This window comes from Pseudomonas fluorescens group sp. (genome assembly GCF_020093335.1).
GTDB lineage: Bacteria > Pseudomonadota > Gammaproteobacteria > Pseudomonadales > Pseudomonadaceae > Aquipseudomonas > Aquipseudomonas petroselini.
In genome coordinates this window covers 12,970-32,605 of the sequence record NZ_JAIOKW010000053.1, presented here as the reverse complement: position 1 = coordinate 32,605, position 19,636 = coordinate 12,970, and the positions used below count along the sequence as shown (strand labels likewise).

18 protein-coding genes and 2 pseudogenes are annotated in these 19,636 nt (G+C 61.6%); 10 read left to right on the top strand and 10 right to left on the bottom strand.

What is annotated here, in order from left to right; translation table 11 throughout:
- Positions 1–233: 233 nt before the first annotated feature.
- The 5 genes from K7431_RS28950 (at position 234) to K7431_RS28930 (ending at position 7,476) form a co-directional block, all read left to right on the top strand.
- Positions 234–1,625 (top strand): GntP family permease, encoded by a 1,392-nt coding sequence (locus tag K7431_RS28950; protein WP_012723828.1) that lies wholly within the window; start codon positions 234–236, stop codon positions 1,623–1,625.
- A 7-nt stretch (positions 1,626–1,632) separates the two neighbouring features.
- A complete protein-coding gene (locus K7431_RS28945; protein WP_012723827.1) occupies positions 1,633–2,406 on the top strand; it encodes a 3-hydroxybutyrate dehydrogenase in 774 nt (257 codons plus the stop codon).
- A 161-nt stretch (positions 2,407–2,567) separates the two neighbouring features.
- Positions 2,568–4,526: an acetoacetate--CoA ligase gene (locus K7431_RS28940; RefSeq protein WP_012723826.1), complete on the top strand. Its 1,959-nt coding sequence runs from the start codon at positions 2,568–2,570 to the stop codon at positions 4,524–4,526.
- Positions 4,527–4,661: 135 nt separating this feature from the next.
- Positions 4,662–7,157 (top strand): hybrid sensor histidine kinase/response regulator, encoded by a 2,496-nt coding sequence (locus K7431_RS28935; protein WP_012723825.1) that lies wholly within the window; start codon positions 4,662–4,664, stop codon positions 7,155–7,157.
- 43 nt (positions 7,158–7,200) lie between these two features.
- Complete coding sequence (locus K7431_RS28930) at positions 7,201–7,476, top strand: peptidylprolyl isomerase (RefSeq protein ID WP_003174397.1); 276 nt, start codon at positions 7,201–7,203, stop codon at positions 7,474–7,476.
- Between the two features lie 120 nt (positions 7,477–7,596).
- Here the strand turns inward: K7431_RS28930 and K7431_RS28925 are convergent, their stop codons facing one another.
- The 8 genes from K7431_RS28925 to K7431_RS28890 form a co-directional block, all read right to left on the bottom strand.
- On the bottom strand, positions 7,597–8,505 hold the full coding sequence (locus K7431_RS28925; protein ID WP_012723824.1) for a sugar kinase: 909 nt from the start codon (positions 8,503–8,505) through the stop codon (positions 7,597–7,599).
- Positions 8,506–8,622: 117 nt separating this feature from the next.
- Entirely contained in the window at positions 8,623–9,831 is a 1,209-nt protein-coding gene (locus tag K7431_RS28920) for an amino acid deaminase (protein ID WP_012723823.1), read from the bottom strand.
- Positions 9,832–9,839: 8 nt separating this feature from the next.
- Entirely contained in the window at positions 9,840–10,604 is a 765-nt protein-coding gene (locus K7431_RS28915) for an IclR family transcriptional regulator (protein ID WP_012723822.1), read from the bottom strand.
- Positions 10,605–10,772: 168 nt separating this feature from the next.
- Complete coding sequence (locus tag K7431_RS28910) at positions 10,773–11,162, bottom strand: RidA family protein (protein ID WP_012723821.1); 390 nt, start codon at positions 11,160–11,162, stop codon at positions 10,773–10,775.
- 16 nt (positions 11,163–11,178) lie between these two features.
- A complete protein-coding gene (locus tag K7431_RS28905) occupies positions 11,179–11,961 on the bottom strand; it encodes an amino acid ABC transporter ATP-binding protein (RefSeq protein ID WP_012723820.1) in 783 nt (260 codons plus the stop codon).
- Positions 11,958–12,620 carry an amino acid ABC transporter permease gene (locus K7431_RS28900; RefSeq protein WP_012723819.1) on the bottom strand — a complete coding sequence of 221 codons (663 nt, stop codon included), beginning with the start codon at positions 12,618–12,620 and terminating at the stop codon, positions 11,958–11,960. The genes K7431_RS28905 and K7431_RS28900 overlap by 4 nt, the downstream gene beginning before the upstream one ends.
- 11 nt (positions 12,621–12,631) lie before the next feature.
- Positions 12,632–13,294, bottom strand: coding sequence for an amino acid ABC transporter permease (locus tag K7431_RS28895; protein ID WP_012723818.1), 663 nt, complete (start codon positions 13,292–13,294; stop codon positions 12,632–12,634).
- A gap of 51 nt (positions 13,295–13,345) precedes the next feature.
- A complete protein-coding gene (locus tag K7431_RS28890) occupies positions 13,346–14,194 on the bottom strand; it encodes a transporter substrate-binding domain-containing protein (protein WP_012723817.1) in 849 nt (282 codons plus the stop codon).
- A 333-nt stretch (positions 14,195–14,527) separates the two neighbouring features.
- On the opposite strand from K7431_RS28890, the gene K7431_RS28885 reads away from it, so the two are divergent.
- Positions 14,528–14,776 (top strand): hypothetical protein, encoded by a 249-nt coding sequence (locus K7431_RS28885; protein ID WP_012723816.1) that lies wholly within the window; start codon positions 14,528–14,530, stop codon positions 14,774–14,776.
- Between the two features lie 73 nt (positions 14,777–14,849).
- Positions 14,850–15,140 (top strand): annotated as a pseudogene (locus tag K7431_RS28880) (thioredoxin family protein); the annotation flags it as partial.
- Positions 15,141–15,162: 22 nt separating this feature from the next.
- On the opposite strand, the gene K7431_RS28875 reads toward K7431_RS28880, so the two are convergent.
- Complete coding sequence (locus K7431_RS28875) at positions 15,163–16,731, bottom strand: TerC family protein (RefSeq protein WP_012723815.1); 1,569 nt, start codon at positions 16,729–16,731, stop codon at positions 15,163–15,165.
- 288 nt (positions 16,732–17,019) lie between these two features.
- On the opposite strand from K7431_RS28875, the pseudogene K7431_RS28870 reads away from it, so the two are divergent.
- Positions 17,020–17,130: pseudogene (locus K7431_RS28870) on the top strand (DAK2 domain-containing protein); the annotation flags it as partial.
- 192 nt (positions 17,131–17,322) lie between these two features.
- Here the strand turns inward: K7431_RS28870 and sohB are convergent.
- The gene (gene sohB / locus K7431_RS28865; protein ID WP_012723814.1) at positions 17,323–18,348 is read right to left on the bottom strand and encodes a protease SohB; all 1,026 of its coding nucleotides are present in this window, start codon (positions 18,346–18,348) and stop codon (positions 17,323–17,325) included.
- Between the two features lie 195 nt (positions 18,349–18,543).
- On the opposite strand from sohB, the gene K7431_RS28860 reads away from it, so the two are divergent.
- Both K7431_RS28860 and K7431_RS28855 read left to right on the top strand, forming a co-directional pair.
- Positions 18,544–19,254 (top strand): histidine phosphatase family protein, encoded by a 711-nt coding sequence (locus tag K7431_RS28860; protein ID WP_012723813.1) that lies wholly within the window; start codon positions 18,544–18,546, stop codon positions 19,252–19,254.
- A 56-nt stretch (positions 19,255–19,310) separates the two neighbouring features.
- The gene (locus tag K7431_RS28855; protein WP_012723812.1) at positions 19,311–19,625 is read left to right on the top strand and encodes an SCP2 sterol-binding domain-containing protein; all 315 of its coding nucleotides are present in this window, start codon (positions 19,311–19,313) and stop codon (positions 19,623–19,625) included.
- Positions 19,626–19,636 lie beyond the last annotated feature (11 nt).

The following is a 19,636-nucleotide window of genomic DNA, read 5'->3' as shown; positions in this document are numbered from 1 at the left end:
TAAGAGACAGGTGTCAGTCAACTCCCAAGCAACTGAAACACAGCCATCGGGGGCAAGCCCCCTCCCACATTGGTTCATCATTTGTCTCAATTTAGAGACAGTAGCTGAAACGGCATACCATCCACCAAAGATTATCTATATTTTTCAACCACTTAAATAATTGGCACACATCTCGCTATAGCCCTTCTCCAAAGCCTCACCCCACAAAAATAACAATTCGATGGAGACACACCATGAGTGTGATCATTGCCCTGGCAGCCCTCGCGCTGCTGATGCTGGCTGCGTACCGTGGCTATAGCGTTATCCTGTTTGCCCCCATCGCCGCCCTCGGCGCTGTCCTGCTCACTGACCCTTCCGCCGTCGCCCCTGCGTTTACCGGGGTGTTCATGGAGAAGATGGTTGGCTTCATCAAACTGTACTTTCCGGTGTTCCTGCTTGGCGCGGTGTTCGGCAAGCTGATCGAGCTGTCGGGCTTTTCACGCTCGATCGTGGCGGCGGCGATCCGCTTGCTCGGCACGCGCCAGGCGATGCTGGTGATCGTGCTGGTCTGCGCCCTGCTCACCTACGGCGGCGTGTCGCTGTTCGTGGTGGTGTTTGCGGTGTACCCGTTCGCGGCGGAGATGTTCCGCCAGAGCAATATCCCCAAGCGCCTGATCCCGGCGACCATCGCCCTCGGCGCGTTCTCGTTCACCATGGACGCCCTGCCCGGCACGCCGCAGATCCAGAACATCATCCCCAGCACGTTCTTCAACACCACGGCCTGGGCCGCGCCCTGGCTGGGGTTGATCGGTACGATCTTCGTGTTCTGCGCCGGCATGCTGTACCTGGCGCGCCAGCGCAACAAGGCGCAACGTGCCGGTGAAGGTTATGGCACCGATCTGCGCAACGAGCCGGAAACCGCCGAAAACCTCACCCTGCCCAACCCGTGGATCGCGCTGTCGCCGCTGATCCTGGTGGGCGTGATGAACCTGTTGTTCACCCACTGGATCCCGCAGTGGTACGGCAAGACCCACAGCCTCAGCTTGCCGGGGATGAGCACGCCGGTGACCACCGAAATCGCCAAGCTGACGGCGATCTGGGCGGTGCAGGCCGCATTGCTGGTGGGCATCGTCATGGTGCTGGTGTTTGGCTGGTCGGCGATCAAAAGCAAACTCGCCGAAGGCAGTAAAAGTGCGGTCAGCGGTGCGCTGCTGGCGGCGATGAACACCGCGTCGGAATACGGCTTTGGTGCGGTGATCGCCTCGCTGCCGGGCTTTCTGGTGCTGGCGGACTGGCTCAAGGGCATCCCCAACCCGCTGGTCAACGAGGCGATCACCGTGACCCTGCTGGCCGGTATCACCGGCTCTGCTTCCGGCGGTATGAGCATCGCCCTGGCGGCCATGTCCGAGAGCTTTATTTCGGCGGCCCATGCGGCCAATATCCCCCTTGAAGTGCTGCACCGCGTCGCGGCCATGGCCAGCGGCGGCATGGACACCCTGCCCCACAACGGCGCGGTGATCACGCTGCTGGCGGTCACCGGCCTGACCCACCGCGAAGCCTACAAGGACATTTTCGGCATCACGATCATCAAGACCCTCGCGGTGTTCGTGGTGATCGGTACTTTCTATGCCACCGGCATTGTGTGAGGTTTTCATGACGACATTGAACGGCAAGACCGCCCTGGTCACCGGTTCCACCAGCGGCATCGGCCTGGGCATCGCCCTGAGCCTGGCCAAGGCCGGCGCCAACCTGATCCTCAACGGCTTCGGCGATACCAGTGCGGTCATCGCCCAGGTGCAGGCCTTCGGCGGCAAGGTCGGCCACCACCCGGCCGACGTCAGCGACCCGGCGCAGATCGCCGACATGATCGCTTACGCCGAGCGTGAGTTCGGCGGCGTGGACATCCTCGTCAACAACGCCGGCATCCAGCACGTGGCGGCGGTCGAAGACTTCCCCGCCGAGCGCTGGGACTCGATCATCGCGATCAACCTGTCGTCGGTGTTCCACAGCACGCGTTTGAGCCTGCCGGGGATGAAGGCCAAGGGCTGGGGGCGTATCGTCAACATCGCCTCGGTGCATGGCCAGGTCGGTTCGGTGGGCAAGGCGGCGTACGTGGCGGCCAAGCATGGCGTGATTGGCTTGACCAAAGTGGTCGGGCTGGAAACGGCCACCAGCAACGTCACCTGCAACGCGATTTGCCCTGGCTGGGTGCTGACGCCGCTGGTGCAGAAGCAGATCGATGATCGCGCGGCCAACGGTGTCGACCCGCAACAAGCGCAGCATGATTTGCTCGCGGAGAAGCAGCCGTCGCTGGAGTTTGTGACGCCGCCGCAGTTGGGTGAACTGGTGCTGTTCTTGTGCAGCGAAGCCGGCAGCCAAGTGCGCGGCGCCGCGTGGAATATCGACGGCGGCTGGCTGGCCCAGTAACAGCGGACACTGGCATTCAAAATGTGGGAGGGGGCTTGCCCCCGATGAGGCAGTGCCAGTTGATACATCGGGTGGTTGACACACCGCAATCGGGGGCAAGCCCCCTCCCACATTGGCCCGGTGTTGTCTGGATGAATTAATACATAAAAAGAGACCTGCCTATGTCCGAGATCCTCTGGCAACCCTCCCCGGAGCGCATCGCCAACACGCGGATGGACCAGTTCCGGCGCTTTATCAATGACCGCTACAGCGTGCAGCTCAGCGACTACCCGGCCCTGCACCAGTGGAGCATCGACCAGCGCCCGGACTTCTGGCGGGCGATCGTGGCGTTCTTCGACGTGCAGTTTCGCAGCCCGCCCAGCGCAGTGCTGATCGAAGACGCCGAGATGCCCAGCGCCCAGTGGTTTCCCGGCGCGACCCTGAACTTTGCCGAGCACCTGTTGCGCCGGCGCGATGATCACCCGGCCGTGGTGGCCATCAGCGAAGACGGCCAACGCGAACAATTGACCTACGCCGAACTCGCCGAACATGTCGCCGGCCTGCAAAAAAGCTTGCGGGCTGCCGGTGTCACTCAGGGCGACCGCGTCGCCGCGTGCATGCCCAACACTTGGCAAACCCTGGTGGGCATGCTTGCCACCACCAGCCTCGGGGCGATCTGGTCGTGTTCATCGCCGGACTTCGGCACCCAGGGTGTGATTGACCGATTTGGCCAGATCGAACCCAAGGTGCTGATCACCTGCGCGGGCTACCGCTATGCCGGTAAAGACATCGACCAGACCGCCAAGCTCAATGAAATTCTCGCGCGCCTGCCGTCCCTGGAGCAGTTGATCATTGTGCCGTACGCACGGCCCCAGGCACGGGTCGAGGACTATCAGACCCATGCCCGCGTCACGCGGTGGTCGGACTTCTACCGGCCTGGCGGCGAACCTGAGTTCGTCGCGGTGCCGTTCGATCATCCGCTTTATATTCTCTATTCCAGCGGCACCACCGGCGTGCCCAAGTGCATCATCCACGGCACCGGCGGCGTGCTGCTCACGCACCTCAAGGAACACGGCCTGCATGCGGACCTGTCCCGCGATGACTGCCTGTTCTACTACACCACCTGCGGCTGGATGATGTGGAACTGGCTGGTGTCGGTACTGGCCATCGGCGCCACGGCGGTGCTGTATGACGGCTCGCCGTTTCATCCGGGACCGGAGCGCCTGATTGACCTGATCGACGCGGAAAAGATCAGCGTGTTCGGCACCAGCCCCAAGTTTCTCGCCACGCTGGAAAAGGCCGGGTTGCAACCGCGCCTGAGCCATGACCTGGGCAGCCTCAAAGGGCTGATTTCGACCGGCTCGCCGCTGTCGCCGCAGAGCTACGACTACGTGTACCGCGAGATCAAGGGCGAGCTGTGCCTGTCATCCATGTCCGGTGGCACCGATATCGTTTCCTGCTTTGTGATCGGCAACCCAGTGTTGCCGGTGCGGCGCGGCGAAATGCAGTGCAAGAGCCTGGCAATGGCGATTGAAGTGTGGGACGACCAGGGCCAGCCGCTGGTCGGCGAAAAAGGCGAACTGGTGTGCACCCGGCACTTTCCGGCCATGCCCATCGGCTTGTGGAACGACCCGGATCGCCAGAAGCTGCGCGCCTCGTATTTCAGCCAGTTCCCCGGTGTCTGGGCCCAGGGCGACTATGCCGAGCAACGCCCCAACGGCAGCCTGTTGATTCACGGGCGTTCCGACGCGGTGCTCAACCCCGGTGGCGTGCGCATCGGCACGGCAGAGATTTATCGCCAGGTGGAAAAAGTCCCGCAGGTGCAGGAGAGCCTGGCCATTGGCCAACGCTGGCAGGATGACGTACGGGTGGTGCTGTTCGTGCGCCTCAATGACGGTGTCGAGCTGGATGAAGCCCTTGAGCAGCAGATCCGCCAAGTGATCCGCGCCAACACCACACCCCGCCACGTACCGGCGAAGATCCTCGCTGTCACCGATATCCCCCGCACCATCAGCGGCAAGATCGTTGAACTGGCGGTGCGCAATGTGGTGCACGGCGAACCGGTGAAGAACACCGACGCCCTGGCCAACCCGCAAGCCCTGGAACAGTTTCGCGACCGGCCCGAACTGACTGAAAGGTGAAAGGTTTCAGCGCTGACGCACTCATTTGAAGACAATCCCCGAATGCATGCTATTTTTCGGGGGTAGTCACCCATTCCCGACTCACGGGATAATGGGTGTTGTCATCTTTCAAAGCGTTACGCTCAGGGTTTTTACATGAAGGCAACCTCCACCGGCAGCGAAGCCGCCGCAATGATTGCGCGGCTGGACTGGGCGCAAAGCCCCCTCGGTGAGGCCAATGAGTGGCCGCAAAGCCTGCGCACGGCCGTGGATATCGTCGTCCACTCGCCGATGCCGATGCTCCTGCTGTGGGGCGACCAACTGACGCAACTCTACAACGACGCCTTCGCCCAGTTGGCCGGCAACAAGCACCCCGACGCCATGGGCCAACCGGCGCACCAGACCTGGCCGGAGCTGGAAAGCTTTACCGCGCCGATCTACGATGCCGTGCTCAGTGGCCAGGTGCGTACCTTCAGCGAGCAGCGCTTCGTACTGCAACGCCATAATCGCGACACTGAGATCTGGCTGGACCTGACTTACAGCCCGATCCGCGACGAAAGCGGGTGTGTCGCCGGCATCCTGGTCACCGCCATCGAAACCAACGAACGCCGCAAGGCCCAGCACAACACCGAACAACGCTTGCAGCTTGCACTGGCGGCGACCGACGCGGTGGGCACCTGGGACTGGGATATCGGCGAGGACCACTTTATCGCCGACGCCCACTTCGCCTACCTGCACGGCGTCGACCCCAGCGAGGCTGGCAGGCTGCCGATCAGCGACTACCTGCAAGGCGTGCACCCCGAAGACCGGGGCATGGTGGCGCGCAGCATCAAGCATTGCATCACCTTCGGCACCGAGTACGCCGAAGAGTACCGCCTGTTGCAAGCCGACGGCCAGGTGCGCTGGGTGTTCGCCCGCGGACGTTGCTACAAGGATCACCAAGGCCGCCCGGCGCGCTTCCTCGGCGCCGCGCTGGACCTCACCGAGCGCAAACACACCGAGCAGGCGCTGCGCCAAAGCCAGACCGAGCTGCAACTGATCATCAACGCCATGCCGGTGCTGATCGGCTATGTCGACCATGAACAGCGTTTTCGCTTGAACAACAGTGCGTACCTGGAGTGGTACGGCATGACGCCCCAGGAGCTGTACGGCAAGACCATCCGCGAAGTGCTCGGTGACGAGGTGTATGCCGGGCGCGCGGACAAGATCGCCGCCGCGCTGAAGGGCAAGCCCTGCAGCTTCATGACCATCACACCGCACTGCGACGGGCGGCCACGCCATGCCTTGATGAAGTACCTGCCGCGCTTCAGCACTGACGGCTCGGTGAATGGTTTCTACATCTTTGTGATCGATGAGACCGAACGCAAACTCACCGAAGAAGCCCTGCGCCACCTTAACGAAAACCTTGAGGAACGGGTCGCCCAGCGCACCCAGGCACTGGCCGAGGCCAACCAACGCCTGCAAAACGAAATGTTCGAGCGCGAACGCGCCGAAGATGCCCTGCGCCATGCGCAGAAGATGGAAGCGGTGGGCCAGCTCACCGGCGGTATCGCCCACGACTTCAACAACATGCTCACCGGCATCATCGGCAGCCTGGACCTGATGCAGCGCTATATCGCCGCCGGGCGCAGCGATGACATCGGGCGCTTTACCGATGCCGCAGTGTCCTCGGCCCATCGTGCCGCCGCCCTGACCCACCGGTTACTGGCCTTCTCGCGGCGCCAGTCGTTGGACCTTCAACCGCTGAACCCGAACCAGTTGGTGGCCTCCCTGGAAGATTTATTCCGGCGGACCAAAGGTGCGCATATCACACTCAACGTGCAACTGGGCCACGACATCTGGCCGGTGAACACCGACGCCAGCCAACTGGAAAACGCCCTGCTCAACCTGGTGATCAATGCCCGTGACGCCATGCCCGATGGCGGCGAGATACTCATCGAAACCGCCAACAGCTACCTGGACGGCACCGACATCACCACCCTGGAACCGGTCAAGGCCGGCGACTACGTGATGCTCGGTGTGTGTGACAACGGTACCGGCATGGCGCCGAAAATCCTCGCCAAGGCGTTCGACCCCTTCTTCACCACCAAACCCATCGGCCAGGGCACCGGCCTGGGGCTGTCGATGATTTACGGGTTTGCCCAGCAGTCCGGTGGCCACGTGACGATTCAGAGTGAACCGGGCCAGGGCACCTGCGTGCGACTGTACCTGCCGCGCCTGCACGGTACGTCGCTGGAAAGCAACCTGCCGCCCCACTCGGGCGAGGCGCCATTGGCGCTGGCGGGTGAAGCGGTCGTGGTGGTCGAGGACGACCCGGCGGTGCGCATGCTGGTGGTCAATGTACTCGATGAGCTGGGCTACACCGCACACCAGGCCGCCGATGCGCGTACCGCATTGCCGCTGTTGGAATCGGACTTGCGCGTGGACTTGCTGGTCACCGACGTCGGCCTGCCCGGCATGAACGGCCGACAACTGGCCGAGATCGCCCGCCAGCACCGGCCGGGCCTGCGCGTGCTGTTCATGACCGGTTACGCCGAGAAAGCCGCCGAGCGCCAGGGGTTCCTCGAGGACGGCATGGACATGGTCGCCAAGCCGTTTTCCATCGACCTGCTGGCGACCAAAATCCGCAGCATGATCAGCGTCGACCCATGAGTTCAGGCATAATCGCGCGCCGTCGCACACCTGGTAGAGATCAATGAAAGCCCAAGCCCGTCATATCCTGGTGAAAACCAGCGAAGAAGCCGAACAACTCAAGCAGCGTATCGCCAAGGGCGAGGCGTTTGATGTGCTGGCCAAGAAGTACTCCACCTGCCCGTCCGGCAAACGCGGCGGTGATTTGGGCGAAGTGCGGCCAGGGCAGATGGTGGGGGCGATTGATGCGGTGATCTTCAAGAAGCCGGTGAAGGTGGTTCACGGGCCGATCAAGAGCAAGTTTGGGTATCACTTGGTGCAGGTGTTTTACCGGGATTGAGGGGTTGGCGGCGGACCGCTATCGGGGGCAAGCCCCCTCCCACAAGTGACTGCATTCCTCCAGATGAAATGCGGTCAACTGTGGGAGGGGGCTTGCCCCCGATCCGCCGCAGGCGGCCATTCACCCCCTGGGAATCAGCGCCCCCGGCACCTGGATAACCCGGCTGGCCAACCGATGCCCGGCCAAAGCCGCCGCCTCTGGAGTACCGCCCTTAAACCGACTGGCCAGGTACGCCGCACTGAACGAATCCCCCGCCGCCGTCGTATCCACCACCTGTTCGACCTTGATCGCCGGCACCGCAAACCGCTCGCCCTTGCACCGGATCAGGCACGCATCCGCGCCACGTTTGAGCACCACTTCTTCAATCGCCGGGTACGCCGCGAACACTTGCTCACTGTCGGCGTAGCCAAACAACGCCCGCTCGTCATCCTCGGTCAGCAAGGCGATATCCACTTCTGCCAACACCGTGCGATACGCCGCGCGCGCCGCCTCGACACTGGCCCACAACCGCGGCCGGTAGTTGTTGTCGAACACCACCTTGCCGCCGCGCCGACGGGTTTCTATAAGGGTCTGCAGCAAACGCCCACGGCCAATTTCCCCCAGCGCTGCCAGGGTGATACCGCTGAAATACACCACGGCATAGTCCGGCAAGGCGGCCAGGATCGGTTCGGCGGCGGGCGTGGTGAAGCAGTCGCGTACGGCGGCTTCGTTGCGCCAGTAGAGGAATTTGCGCTCGCCGTTGGCGTCGGTCTGGATGCAGTACAAGCCTGGCAAACGTCCGGCCAGGCGCTGGACCATGCCCAGGCCGAGGCCTTCCTCCGTCCATTGCCGGCACATGGCATCGCTGAAACTGTCGTCGCCCAGGGCGGTGACGTAGTCGACGCTGCCGGTGTCGCCCAGTTCGCGACGCAGGTACACCGCGGTGTTCAGGGTGTCGCCGCCGAAGCTCTGGTGCAAGCTGCCGTCGGCGCGATGTTGCAGTTCGATCATGCATTCGCCGATCAGGGCGATTCGGAGTTGGGTGTTCATAGTGATTGTCTCGGGCGTGGCTGATGGCCTCATCGGGGGCAAGCCCCCTCCCACCGTTTGATGTGTGAACCTATTCAATGGTGGGAGGGGGCACACCCGCGATAGGAACGGCGCGGTCTAGAAGCAGGTATGCAGAGACTCGATGACCTGCAACTGCTCATCCACCAGGCAGCCGACCTGCCACTTGTCAAAGGTCAGGCACGGGTGCGAAGTGCCGAACGAAATGATGTCGCCAATACGCAGTTCAACCCCAGGCGCTACGGTCATGAACGCGTGCTGGTCCATCACCGCCGTGACCTTGCACGCCCCCACGTCATCGCCTTGCGCCGGGAGAATCCCGGCCTTGTAGCGCTTGAGCGGCACCGGCAGGCCGGCGTCGTAGGCAACGTCGCGCTTGCCCAGGGCGATCACCGCAAAGCCCGGCTCGGGCATCGATTGCACGTGGGCCCAGACTTCCAGGGCCGGGCGCAAGCCTTCGCTGAGGTCGCTGCGGCGGTCGAGCACGCAGCATTGCGCGTCTTTGTAGATGCCGTGGTCATGGGCCACGTAGCTGCCGGGGCGCAGCACGCTGAGGAAGCGACCGGCAGCGTTTTGCTCTTCGAACGACTCGGCGATCAGGTCATACCAGGCCGAACCCGAGGCCGTGATGATCGGCTTGGGCAAGTCGAAAGCGCCATTGTTCTGCAGGTCCACCGCCAGGCGCACCAGGCTGGCGGCGAAGTCGCGGATGCCGCTGATGGCGTGCTCGCCGTGGATCACACCTTCATAGCCTTCGATACCGGTGAGGGCCAGGGACGGCTGGGCCTTGATCGCCTTGGCCAGGTCGCGCACCTCCTGCTCGCTGCGGCACCCGCAACGGCCACCGACCACGCCGTATTCGATCATCACGTTCAGGCGCAAGCCACGGGCGGCGAAGAACAGGCCCAGGTCGGCAACGTTATCGGGGTGATCGACCATGCAGTGGAAGTCGAAATCCGGGTCGGCCAGCAGGTCGGCGATCAGCGCCATGTTCGGCGCGCCCACCAGTTGGTTGGCCATCAGCACCCGGCGTACACCGCCGGCATAGGCGGCGCGGGTCTGCACCGCGTTGGCCAGGGTGATGCCCCACGCGCCTTGGGCGAGCTGGCGCTGGAACAGCGCCGGCATCATGCTGGTTTTGCCGTGGGGCGCCAGTTCCGCGCCGCTCTTGCTGACAAAGTCCTGCATCCAGCGGATGTTGTGTTCCAGAGCGTCGCGGTGCAGCACCAGGGCCGGCAGGCTGACATCGCGGACCAGATGGGCACCGACGGCGGCGGCGCCTTTTTCAACAGCGTTGAGGGCAGACATGGAAACTCCTATTCGTTGATGCGCCGGGCCAGGTTGTTGGCGCTTTCGATCAACACCCGGCGATAGTCGTTGTAGTTTTTGCTGGCATCGGCGCGCGGGGCGACGATGCACAGGGTCGCAATGCTGATGCCTTGCGCGTCCCGCACCGGGGCGGCAAAGCAATGGGTAAAGGTGTCGGCCACGCTGTCGAAGGAAAAGAACCCATCGAGGGTGGCCTGGCGGATTTGTGCCAGGAACGTCTCCAGCGGCAGGCGCTGGCCGTCCGGCAGGATGAAGTCATCGTGGTCGATCAGGTCGACGATCTGCTGGTCACTCAAGTGCCCCAGCAACAGGCGCCCGGACGCCGTCCACGGGATCGGTGCGTTTTCACCGATGTCCGAGGAAATGCGAAAATGCCGCTCGCCCTCGCGCATCAGCGCCACTGTGTATTTGCGCCCGTTGAGCAGGCACATCTGCGCGGTTTCGTGGGTCTGGCTGACGATCTCCTGCAAGGCATGGTCGGCCTCGCGGGTCAGGTCGAAATGACGCAAGTGCGCCTGGCCGAGAAAGTACAACTGACGGCCGAGGTAGACGTGGCCGTCCTTACCCACCGTTTCCAGAATGCGTCGCTCCAGCAGGGACGCGACCAATTCGTAGACGGTGGACTTGGGGCTGCCGATGCCGCTGGCAATATCATTCGGGCGCAGGGGCTGGCCGATTTCCTTGAGGAAATCGAGGATATCGAATGCACGGTCCAGGCCTTTGGCGCGGCGTTTGATGGTGTCTTCGGTCATGGCAATTTCGGTCCGGTCGAAGTTGTTGGGTACGACACAATTCTACTGTGGGAGGGGGCTTGCCCCCGATGAGGGAGTGTCAGCACATGCATGTGTGACTGACTCACCGCCATCGGGGGCAAGCCCCCTCCCACATTGGATTTGCGGTGGGCTTGAGAGTGGGGGCATTTAGCCTTTTTTCTTGTAGGCCACGCAATCGATCTCCACCTTGCAATCAACCATCATGTTGGCCTGCACACAGGCGCGCGCCGGGGCGTGTTCCGGGGTGAAGTATTCGCCGAACACCTTGTTGAAACTCCAGAAGTCCCGTGGGTCTTCCAGCCACACACCAACGCGCACCACGTCTTTGAGCTCGTAGCCGGCTTCTTCAAGGATCGCCACCACGTTGCGCAGGGTCTGACGGGTTTGCTCGATGATCCCGCCAGTGATGATTTCGCCGTCCACCGCAGGCACTTGGCCCGAGACGTACAACCAACCGTCCGCTTCCACGGCGCGGGCGAAGGGACGGGGCTGGCCGCCGCCGGCAGTACTGCCGGCACCGTAACGAGTGATGCTCATAAAACTATGCTCCTGATTAAAAACGAATGTTCTTGAGAAATTCCGCCAGGCGCGGCGATTGCGGGCGTTCAAAAATATCCTTCGAGGTGCCCTGCTCTTCAATGCGGCCCTGGTTCATGAAAACGATTTTGTCCGAGACTTCATAGGCAAAGCGCATCTCGTGGGTGACCAGCAACATGGTCATGCCCTCCTCCGCCAGGCCCTTGATCACGCTGAGCACTTCGCCCACCAGTTCCGGGTCGAGGGCCGAGGTGACTTCGTCAAACAGCATGAGGCTGGGGTTCATGGCAATCGCGCGGGCAATCGCCACGCGCTGTTGCTGGCCGCCGGACAGCTGGCCGGGAAAGTGGTTGCGGCGCTCCAAAAGTCCTACGCGGTCCAGCCATTTTTCTGCCAATACCACTGCCTCGTCCTTAGGCATTTTCTTAACTTTCAATAAGCCCAAGGTGACGTTCTGTAACGCGGTCAAGTGCGGGAACAGGTTGAACTGCTGGAACGCCATGCCGGTCATCGCCCGGTGCTGGGCAATCACGCGCTCGGGGTGACGCACGCGCTTGCCGGCGATTTCGCTGTAGCCGATGGACTCCCCATCCAGGGTGATCTGCCCGCCCTGGAATTCCTCCAGCAGGTTGACGCAGCGCAACAGCGTGGTCTTGCCCGAGCCGCTGGACCCGATCAAGGTCACCACATTGCCGCGCTGCATGGACAGGTCGACGCCTTTGAGCACTTCGACCTCACCGTATTGTTTACGCAGGCCGCGGATGTTCAGCAGCGGTGGGTTGGTGTGAGGTTGGTTCATGGCAAGGCCACCCGCTTTTCAATGTAGCGCCCGAATAATTCGATGGCGTAGTTGATGACAAAGAACAGAAACCCGGCGAACAGGTAGAACTCCAGGGTCATGAAAGTGCGCGCGATCACTTGCTGGGTGCTCAGCAGCAACTCGGCCACGCCGATCACCGAGAGCAAGGTCGAGGCCTTGACGATTTCCGTGGAAGAATTGACCCAGGTCGGCAGGATCTGGCGCAGCGCCTGGGGCAACAGCACGTAACCCAGGGACTGGTAGAACGTCAGGCCGATCGCCTTGCCCGCTTCCAGTTGCCCACGGGGAATGGCTTGCAGCGCACCGCGCACGATTTCCGACACGTGGGAGCCGCAGAACAGCGTCAGCCCGACCGCACCGGCCTGGAACGCGCTGATCTGCCAACCGAGCGCCGGCAGCATGTAGAAACATGCCAATACCAGCACAAACACCGGCGTGCCACGGATCAGGTCGACGTACAGGCGGAACGGCGCACGCATCCAGAATTTGCCGTAGGTGAGGACCAACCCGGCGACGATGCCGATCAGGGTGCCAAAGATAATGGCCAGCGCTGACACATAAACGCTGGCTTGGAAGCCCGCCCAGAGGGTATCCCGGGCGATCCACAACTCATGCAACCAGCTGGGGGATTCGTACATGGAAACCTTCCTTAACGACGGATCGCCAGACGCTGTTCCAGGTAACGGAGCAGCATGGCAATGAGGTAACAGGCGGCCACGTAGAGCGCGGTCGTGACCAGCCAGGTTTCAATCACCCGGTAGCTTTCGACGTTGATCTTGCGGGCGTAATAGGTCAGCTCGGGCACTGCGATGGCGGCGGCGAGCGAGGTGTCCTTGAACAGCGAAATGAAGTTGTTCGACAGCGCGGGCAGCACGTTGCGCAACATCACCGGCACGGTGATGTAGGCACGGATACGCCACTCACCCAAACCGATGGCCAGCCCGGCTTCACGCAAGCCCTTGGGAATGTTCAACAGCCCGGCGCGGAATACTTCGGTCAGGTAGGCACCGGCGTACAGCGACAAGGTGATGATGAACGACGGGATCTTGTCCAGGCGGATGCCCAGGCTGGGCAAGGCGAAGTAGATCAACAGGATCAGCACGAGGATCGGCGTATTGCGGATCACCGTCACGTACACCGAGGCGAGCACGCGCAGCGCCTTGTGCCTGGACAGCATGGCAAACGCCATCATCAGGCCGATCACGCAGCCAATCGCAATCGACAGCAGCGCCAGCTCAAGGCCCAGGCCGAGCCCCGCCAGCAAGCTGGGGAAGTCGCGCCACACGGCGGCAAAGTTCAACTGATAGTTCATGGTCGGCAGTACCTGATTGGGGCGCCTTCAGCGACGCCCCAGGTTTTCGATTTACTTGAACTCAACCGGGAAGCCGATCGCCGGCTCCGGCAGGTCCACACCGAACCATTGCTTGAACGAGGCCTTGTAGGTCGGGAACTCCACGCCGGTCATGGCTTCATGCAGCGCGGTGTTGACGAAGTTCAGCCAGTCCTGGTCGCCACGCTTGACGGCGCACGCGTAGGTCTGTGGGCTCCAGGCGTAGGCCGGGCTGCGGTAGCGGCCTGGGTTCTGCACCATCAGGTACTTGACCGAGGACTGGTCGGTGGCGGCGGCATCGGCGCGACCGGAGTTCACGGCCTGGTACATCAGGTCGACGCTGTCGTACTGGTCGACCTTGGCCTTGGGCAGCGCCTGGTGCACCAGCTCTTCGGCGTAGACGTTTTGCAGCACGGCCACGGTGACGCCGTCGCCGGCGGCCTGCAGGTCTTCGATCTCTTTGTACTTGCTGTTGTTCGGCAGCAGCAGGCCCACGCCTTCGCGGTAGTACGGCAGGGTGAAGGCCACCTGCTGCGCACGGCTGGCGGTGACGGTGATGAACTGGCAACTCATGTCGACCTTGTCGGTCAGCAAGTTGGGAATCCGTGCATCGGAGGACTGCACCACGAACTCGACCTTGCTCGGGTCGTTGAACAAGCCCTTGGCCACAATGCGGCCGATGTCGATATCAAACCCCTGCAACTTGCCATCCGCTCCCTGGAAGTGCCACGGCGCATTGGTACTGCCTGTACCCACGATCAGGTGCCCACGCTTGAGCACATCATCGAGCTTGCTGTCCGCCGCCTGCACTACGCTGGCGAGGGAAGCCGATGCGGCGAAGAGAAAAACACACGCTTTAAACACGGAAGGTCGGTGATGCATGACAAGCACTCCAGGAGTTGTGTATTCCGCTATACCGGAACTTAGTATGTAACAACGGAATAGACAGCAGAAAGTGTGCCACACGCCGTAACAGAAAAATATGACGTCTCTAAATTCGTTATAAATCAGTCAGATGACTATTCATAAGCGGCAAGGCGTTACGCCAGCATCTGGAATCACATTGCTACCCAAGGCCCCACATGCCGGTGACAGGCCTCAATCGAGTGCGCCACAACCACCTTGCCGCGCACCGTTGCAGTGCGCCTGCAGCCTGGAAAAATCCCCACACTGGACTAGCCTTGGCACATCTCTGCCGACAAGGACCCCGCCCTGATGAAGCTCCGTCTCACCCTGGTTTTGCTCGCTTTCCTGACGGCCGGCAGCGCCTCGGCCAGCAACGACCGTCGCGAATGCAAAGAAGAACTGCGCAAGCTCAATGACGCCTTGAGCACCAACTACACCAGTCAGAACCACCATGGCTACCGCCAGGCGAAGGCCTCACGGGACAATCTGGAATACAAGAAATGTGCAAGCCAGGCACGCAAGGCGCGCGAACGCGTGGAGCGTAACGGCGACCTGTGAAGGTTGACAGTAGACGGGGGTGATATCCCAGCTTAGCGTTGGCCCAAACACCGCAGCCGACAGGGAGATCACCATGGGAATTGCCACAGACGTCATTGCCAGCAACGAGGAATATCAGTCAGTGCTGGCTGCGCACCCGACCGTTTTCATGTTGTTTGTTTCGCAGACGTGTCCGGGCTGCACAATCGCTGCGGAGCTTTTTGAACCCATCGCCAAAAAATACAACCCGGCAGTGAAAAGCCTGGTGCTTGATACCGCCAAAACCCCCAGGCTCGAACAGGTGATTAGCACGCCCACACTGGTGGTGCACGCCAATGGCAAAATCAAGGAAACACTCAACGGGTTTGGCCCCAGGGAAACCCAGGAGCAAACACTCAACGAGCTATTCAGCCGCTATGCGCAGCAGCAGGCACCAGACGCACCTGCGTCACCCGGCGCTCCTCAACGGCCGCGACCGTCAGGCGCCAGCCCTCGTGCTCCAGGCTATCGCCCACCACTGGCAGGCGATCCAACAGGCTCATGACCAGCCCGGCCAGCGTCTGGTAATCCTCGGTCGCAACAGCCTTGAAGCCGGTGCGCTGACGCACCAGGTTAAGGTTCAAGGCGCCATTGGCACGGAAGCCATCGCCTTCCTCAACGATATCCGGCCCCTCGATCTCACTGGCATCCGGCAACTCACCGGCGATGGACTCGAGAATGTCGGTCATGCTCAGCACGCCCATGAAGTCACCGAATTCGTTGATCACGAACGCAATATGGGTCGACTCCTGGCGCATCTGCTCCAACGCGTTGAGGATCGAAAAGCTCTCAAGCAGGTTGATCGTGCGGCGCGCCAGGTGCTCCAGGTTCGGCTCGTTGCCGGACAGGTATTCCTTGAGCAGTTCCTTCTTGTGCACAAAGCCAAGTGGCTCATCGACAGCCCCGTTGCGAATCAACGGCAGCCGCGAGTAGGACGAATGCATCAGTTTCAGGCGAATACTGTCGGGATCTTCCGCCAGATCGATGCAGTCAACCTTGGCCCGCGGCGTCATCAAGGTGCGAATCGGCCGTTCGGCGAGTTGCAGCACGCCGCTGATCATCACACGCTCGCGTCGATCAAACAGCGGGCCTTGGCTCGCGTCCGACTCGCCCAGCAGATCGGCAACCTCTTCATCCACCTCCTCCACCGCCAGGCTGCGGCCGCCGAGCAAACGCATCACCGCGTGGGCGGTGCGCTCACGCACCGGCAACACACCTTGCGCGGACTTCTTGCGGCGTGAACGGGCGATCTGGTTGAACACTTCGATCAGGATCGAGAAACCAATGGCCGCGTACAGGTAGCCTTTCGGAATATGGAAGCCCAGGCCTTCGGCGGTCAGGGCGAAACCGATCATCATCAAGAAGCCCAGGCACAGCATGATCACGGTGGGGTGTGCGTTGACGAAGCGGGTCAACGGCTTGCTCGCCACGATCATCAGGCCGATGGACACGATCACCGCGATCATCATCACCGCCAGCTCGTCCACCATGCCCACGGCGGTGATCACCGCGTCGAGGGAGAACACCGCGTCGAGTACCACGATCTGCGCCACGATCGGCCAGAACATCGCGTAGGCCACATTGCCCGTGCGCTGGGCCACGTGGCCTTCGAGGCGCTCATGCAATTCCATGGTGGCCTTGAACAGCAGGAACACACCACCAAACAGCATGATCAGGTCACGCCCGGAGAAGCTCTTGTCGAACACCTCGAACAGCGGCTGGGTCAGGGTCACCAACCAGGAAATACTCGCCAGCAGGCCCAAACGCATCAGCAACGCCAGGGACAAACCGATCAGACGCGCACGGTCGCGCTGCTCCGGTGGCAGTTTGTCCGCCAGGATCGCGATAAACACCAGGTTGTCGATGCCGAGCACCAGTTCCAGCACAATCAAGGTCAACAGGCCGAGCCAGGCCGTTGGATCCGCTAACCATTCCATTTATAGAGTCTCTTCAGTCAATGTTCAGAATGCCGGGCACGGCAAAGTGCGGTCAGTGGACCGGTACAAGGCTAGCAGTCGGAATACGGGGTGTTCGAAAGACAGCAACGGCAGCGGATGTCTTGGGGAAAGACGACTGGGAGGCTCCGAGAGGGTGTTCATGCAAGTCCTGAAATAACAAAAGGACTTGAATCCTACATTCGAAACACAAATTTCCTACAACGCAAAACTATTACAAAACCTGTACTTCAAGCACACCCAAAGCCCATGTGGGAGGTGGCTTGCTTGCGAGATCTGGTGGCGAAGATTGGTCGAGCCAGTCGGCTCGGCGAGCGGTCGCGGGGGGTGCTGGATGCGGGAGCGGTGTCGTGCTGCCTGATCCTGACGCGGTTGGCGTAGCCGACTTCTTTTGATAGTACAGAGCAACCTGTAGTGAGCGGGCTTGCCCCGCGCTGGGCTGCGAAGCAGCCCTAAACCCTACTACCGCGGTTTGTCTGAAAGCGCGCGGTGACTGGATGGAGGCTGCTTCGCAGCCCAGCGCGGGGCAAGCCCGCTCACTACAGTTGTAGCTATCACGTTCTGGCAATCGGATTACCAGAACCGTTGCTGGGTCAGCCGGCTCCACCACGTCAGCAATACCCGGTCTACCGAGCCACTGGCCGCCAGGCCTACGCGCTCCTGCAAGCTCTTGCGCTCGGCATAGTGCAGGTGGAACACCTCGGCGGTCTTGGCCTTGGTGGCCAGGTATTCGTCGCTGGTTTGCAGCTCGTCGACCAGTTGCTTGTCGAGGGCTGCAACCCCCAACCACACTTCCCCGGTCGCTACGTCATCGATGGCCAACTGCGGGCGGTAACGCGAGACGAAGTTCTTGAACAGCTGGTGAGTGATGTCCAGGTCTTCCTGGAACTTCTCGCGGCCTTTCTCGGTGTTTTCGCCAAACACCGTGAGGGTGCGTTTGTACTCGCCGGCCGTCAGGACTTCAAAGTCGATATCGTGCTTCTTCAGCAGGCGGTTGACGTTGGGCAACTGCGCCACCACGCCAATCGAGCCGAGGATGGCAAACGGGGCGCTGATGATCTTCTCGCCGATGCACGCCATCATGTAGCCGCCGCTGGCCGCGACCTTGTCGATGCACACGGTCAAGGGCACACCGGCCTGACGGATACGCGCCAGTTGCGACGAGGCCAAGCCATAGCTGTGGACCATGCCGCCGCCGCTTTCCAGGCGCAGCACCACTTCGTCCTTGGGCGTGGCCAGGCTCAGCAAGGCGGTGATTTCATGACGCAGGCTCTCGGTGGCCGAGGCCTTGATATCGCCGTCGAAATCCAGCACAAACACCCGAGGCTTGGCGTCGGCTTTGTGCTTGCCCTTCTTCTTTTCGGCTTTGCCTTCGGACTTGCGCAGGGCCTTGAGCTGGTCCTTGTCGAGCAGGCTCGACTCCAGGCGCTCACGCAGGCCCTTGTAGAAATCATTGAGTTTGCTGACCTGCAATTGGCCGGCGGACTTGCGACGGCCCTTGCTGCGCAGCGCGGCAAAGCTGATCAATACCACCAGAATAGCGACCACCAGGGTGACGGTCTTCGCCAGAAAGCTCGCGTATTCGGCCAAAAAATCCATAGTTCTCCTTACAAGTGCGGTGCGCCGGGCGCGGATTGCCCCAGCATACCGACGGCATCGCGTTCGGGCCAGTGATCAAACAGCCAGCAACCCAGCGCTCTAACGCGCTTTTAAAACAAGCGTATGTTTTTTCATTGACAGCTCGCAGGCATCCTCATAACCTCGCCTGACTTTCAACGTACCGGGAAAACGGACGTGGGCAGCATCTATCTGATTCGACATGGCCAGGCCTCCTTCGGTGCAGACGACTACGACGTCCTGTCGCCCGTCGGCGTGGAGCAGGCGCAAGTGCTCGGTCGCCACCTGGCGGACATGGGCCTGGTCTTCGACCGCTGCGTGGCCGGCGACCTGCGCCGCCAGCAGCACACCGCCACCGCCGCCTTCGATCAGTACCACGCCCTCGGCCTGCCGGTGCCGGCCCTGGAAACCGATAGCGCGTTCAACGAATTCGATGCAGAAGCGATCATCCGCGCCCTGCTGCCCGACCTGCTCAGCACCGAACCCGAGGCCCTGGAGATCCTGCGCAATGCCGCGCAGAACCGCAGCGAATTCCAGCGCATCTTCGCCCTGATCATTGACCGCTGGCTGGCCGGCACCTATGACCCACCTGGGTTGGAGAGCTGGTTGGGCTTTGTGGAGCGCGTCCAAGGTGGCCTGCAACGCATTCTGGAAGCGGCGGACAACTCGCAGAAGATCGCAGTGTTCACCTCCGGTGGCACCATCACCGCCCTGCTCCACCTGATTACCCGAATGCCCGCGGCCCAGGCCTTCGAACTGAACTGGCAAATTGTTAACACCTCGCTCAACCAGCTGAAATTCCGTGGTCGCGAGGTGGCACTGGCTTCCTTCAACAGTCATACCCACTTGCAACTGTTGAAGGCGCCGCAGCTCATCACGTTCCGATGAACTGCGGCCAACCGTGACCCCAAGGTCACTGGACTCCACCCTAAAGGATCGAAACCATGACTGACGTAGCCAAAGCTGTAGAAGCAATGAAAGCCAAATTCAACCCAAGCGCTGCCGAAGGCTTGGACCTGGTGTTCGGTTTCCGTATCGACGACACCAAGAACTTTTCTCTGGTCGTCAAAGACAAGACCTGTGAACTGCACGAAGGCGAGAACCCGGACGCCCAAGTGACCCTGGTCATGGACAGCGCAACCCTGGAAGGCATCGTCGACGGCTCCACTGACGGCATGCAGGCCTTCATGGGCGGCAAGCTGCGCACCGAAGGCGACATGATGCTGGCGATGAAGCTGAGCGAGCTGTTCCCTGCCTGATTCACGGGCCA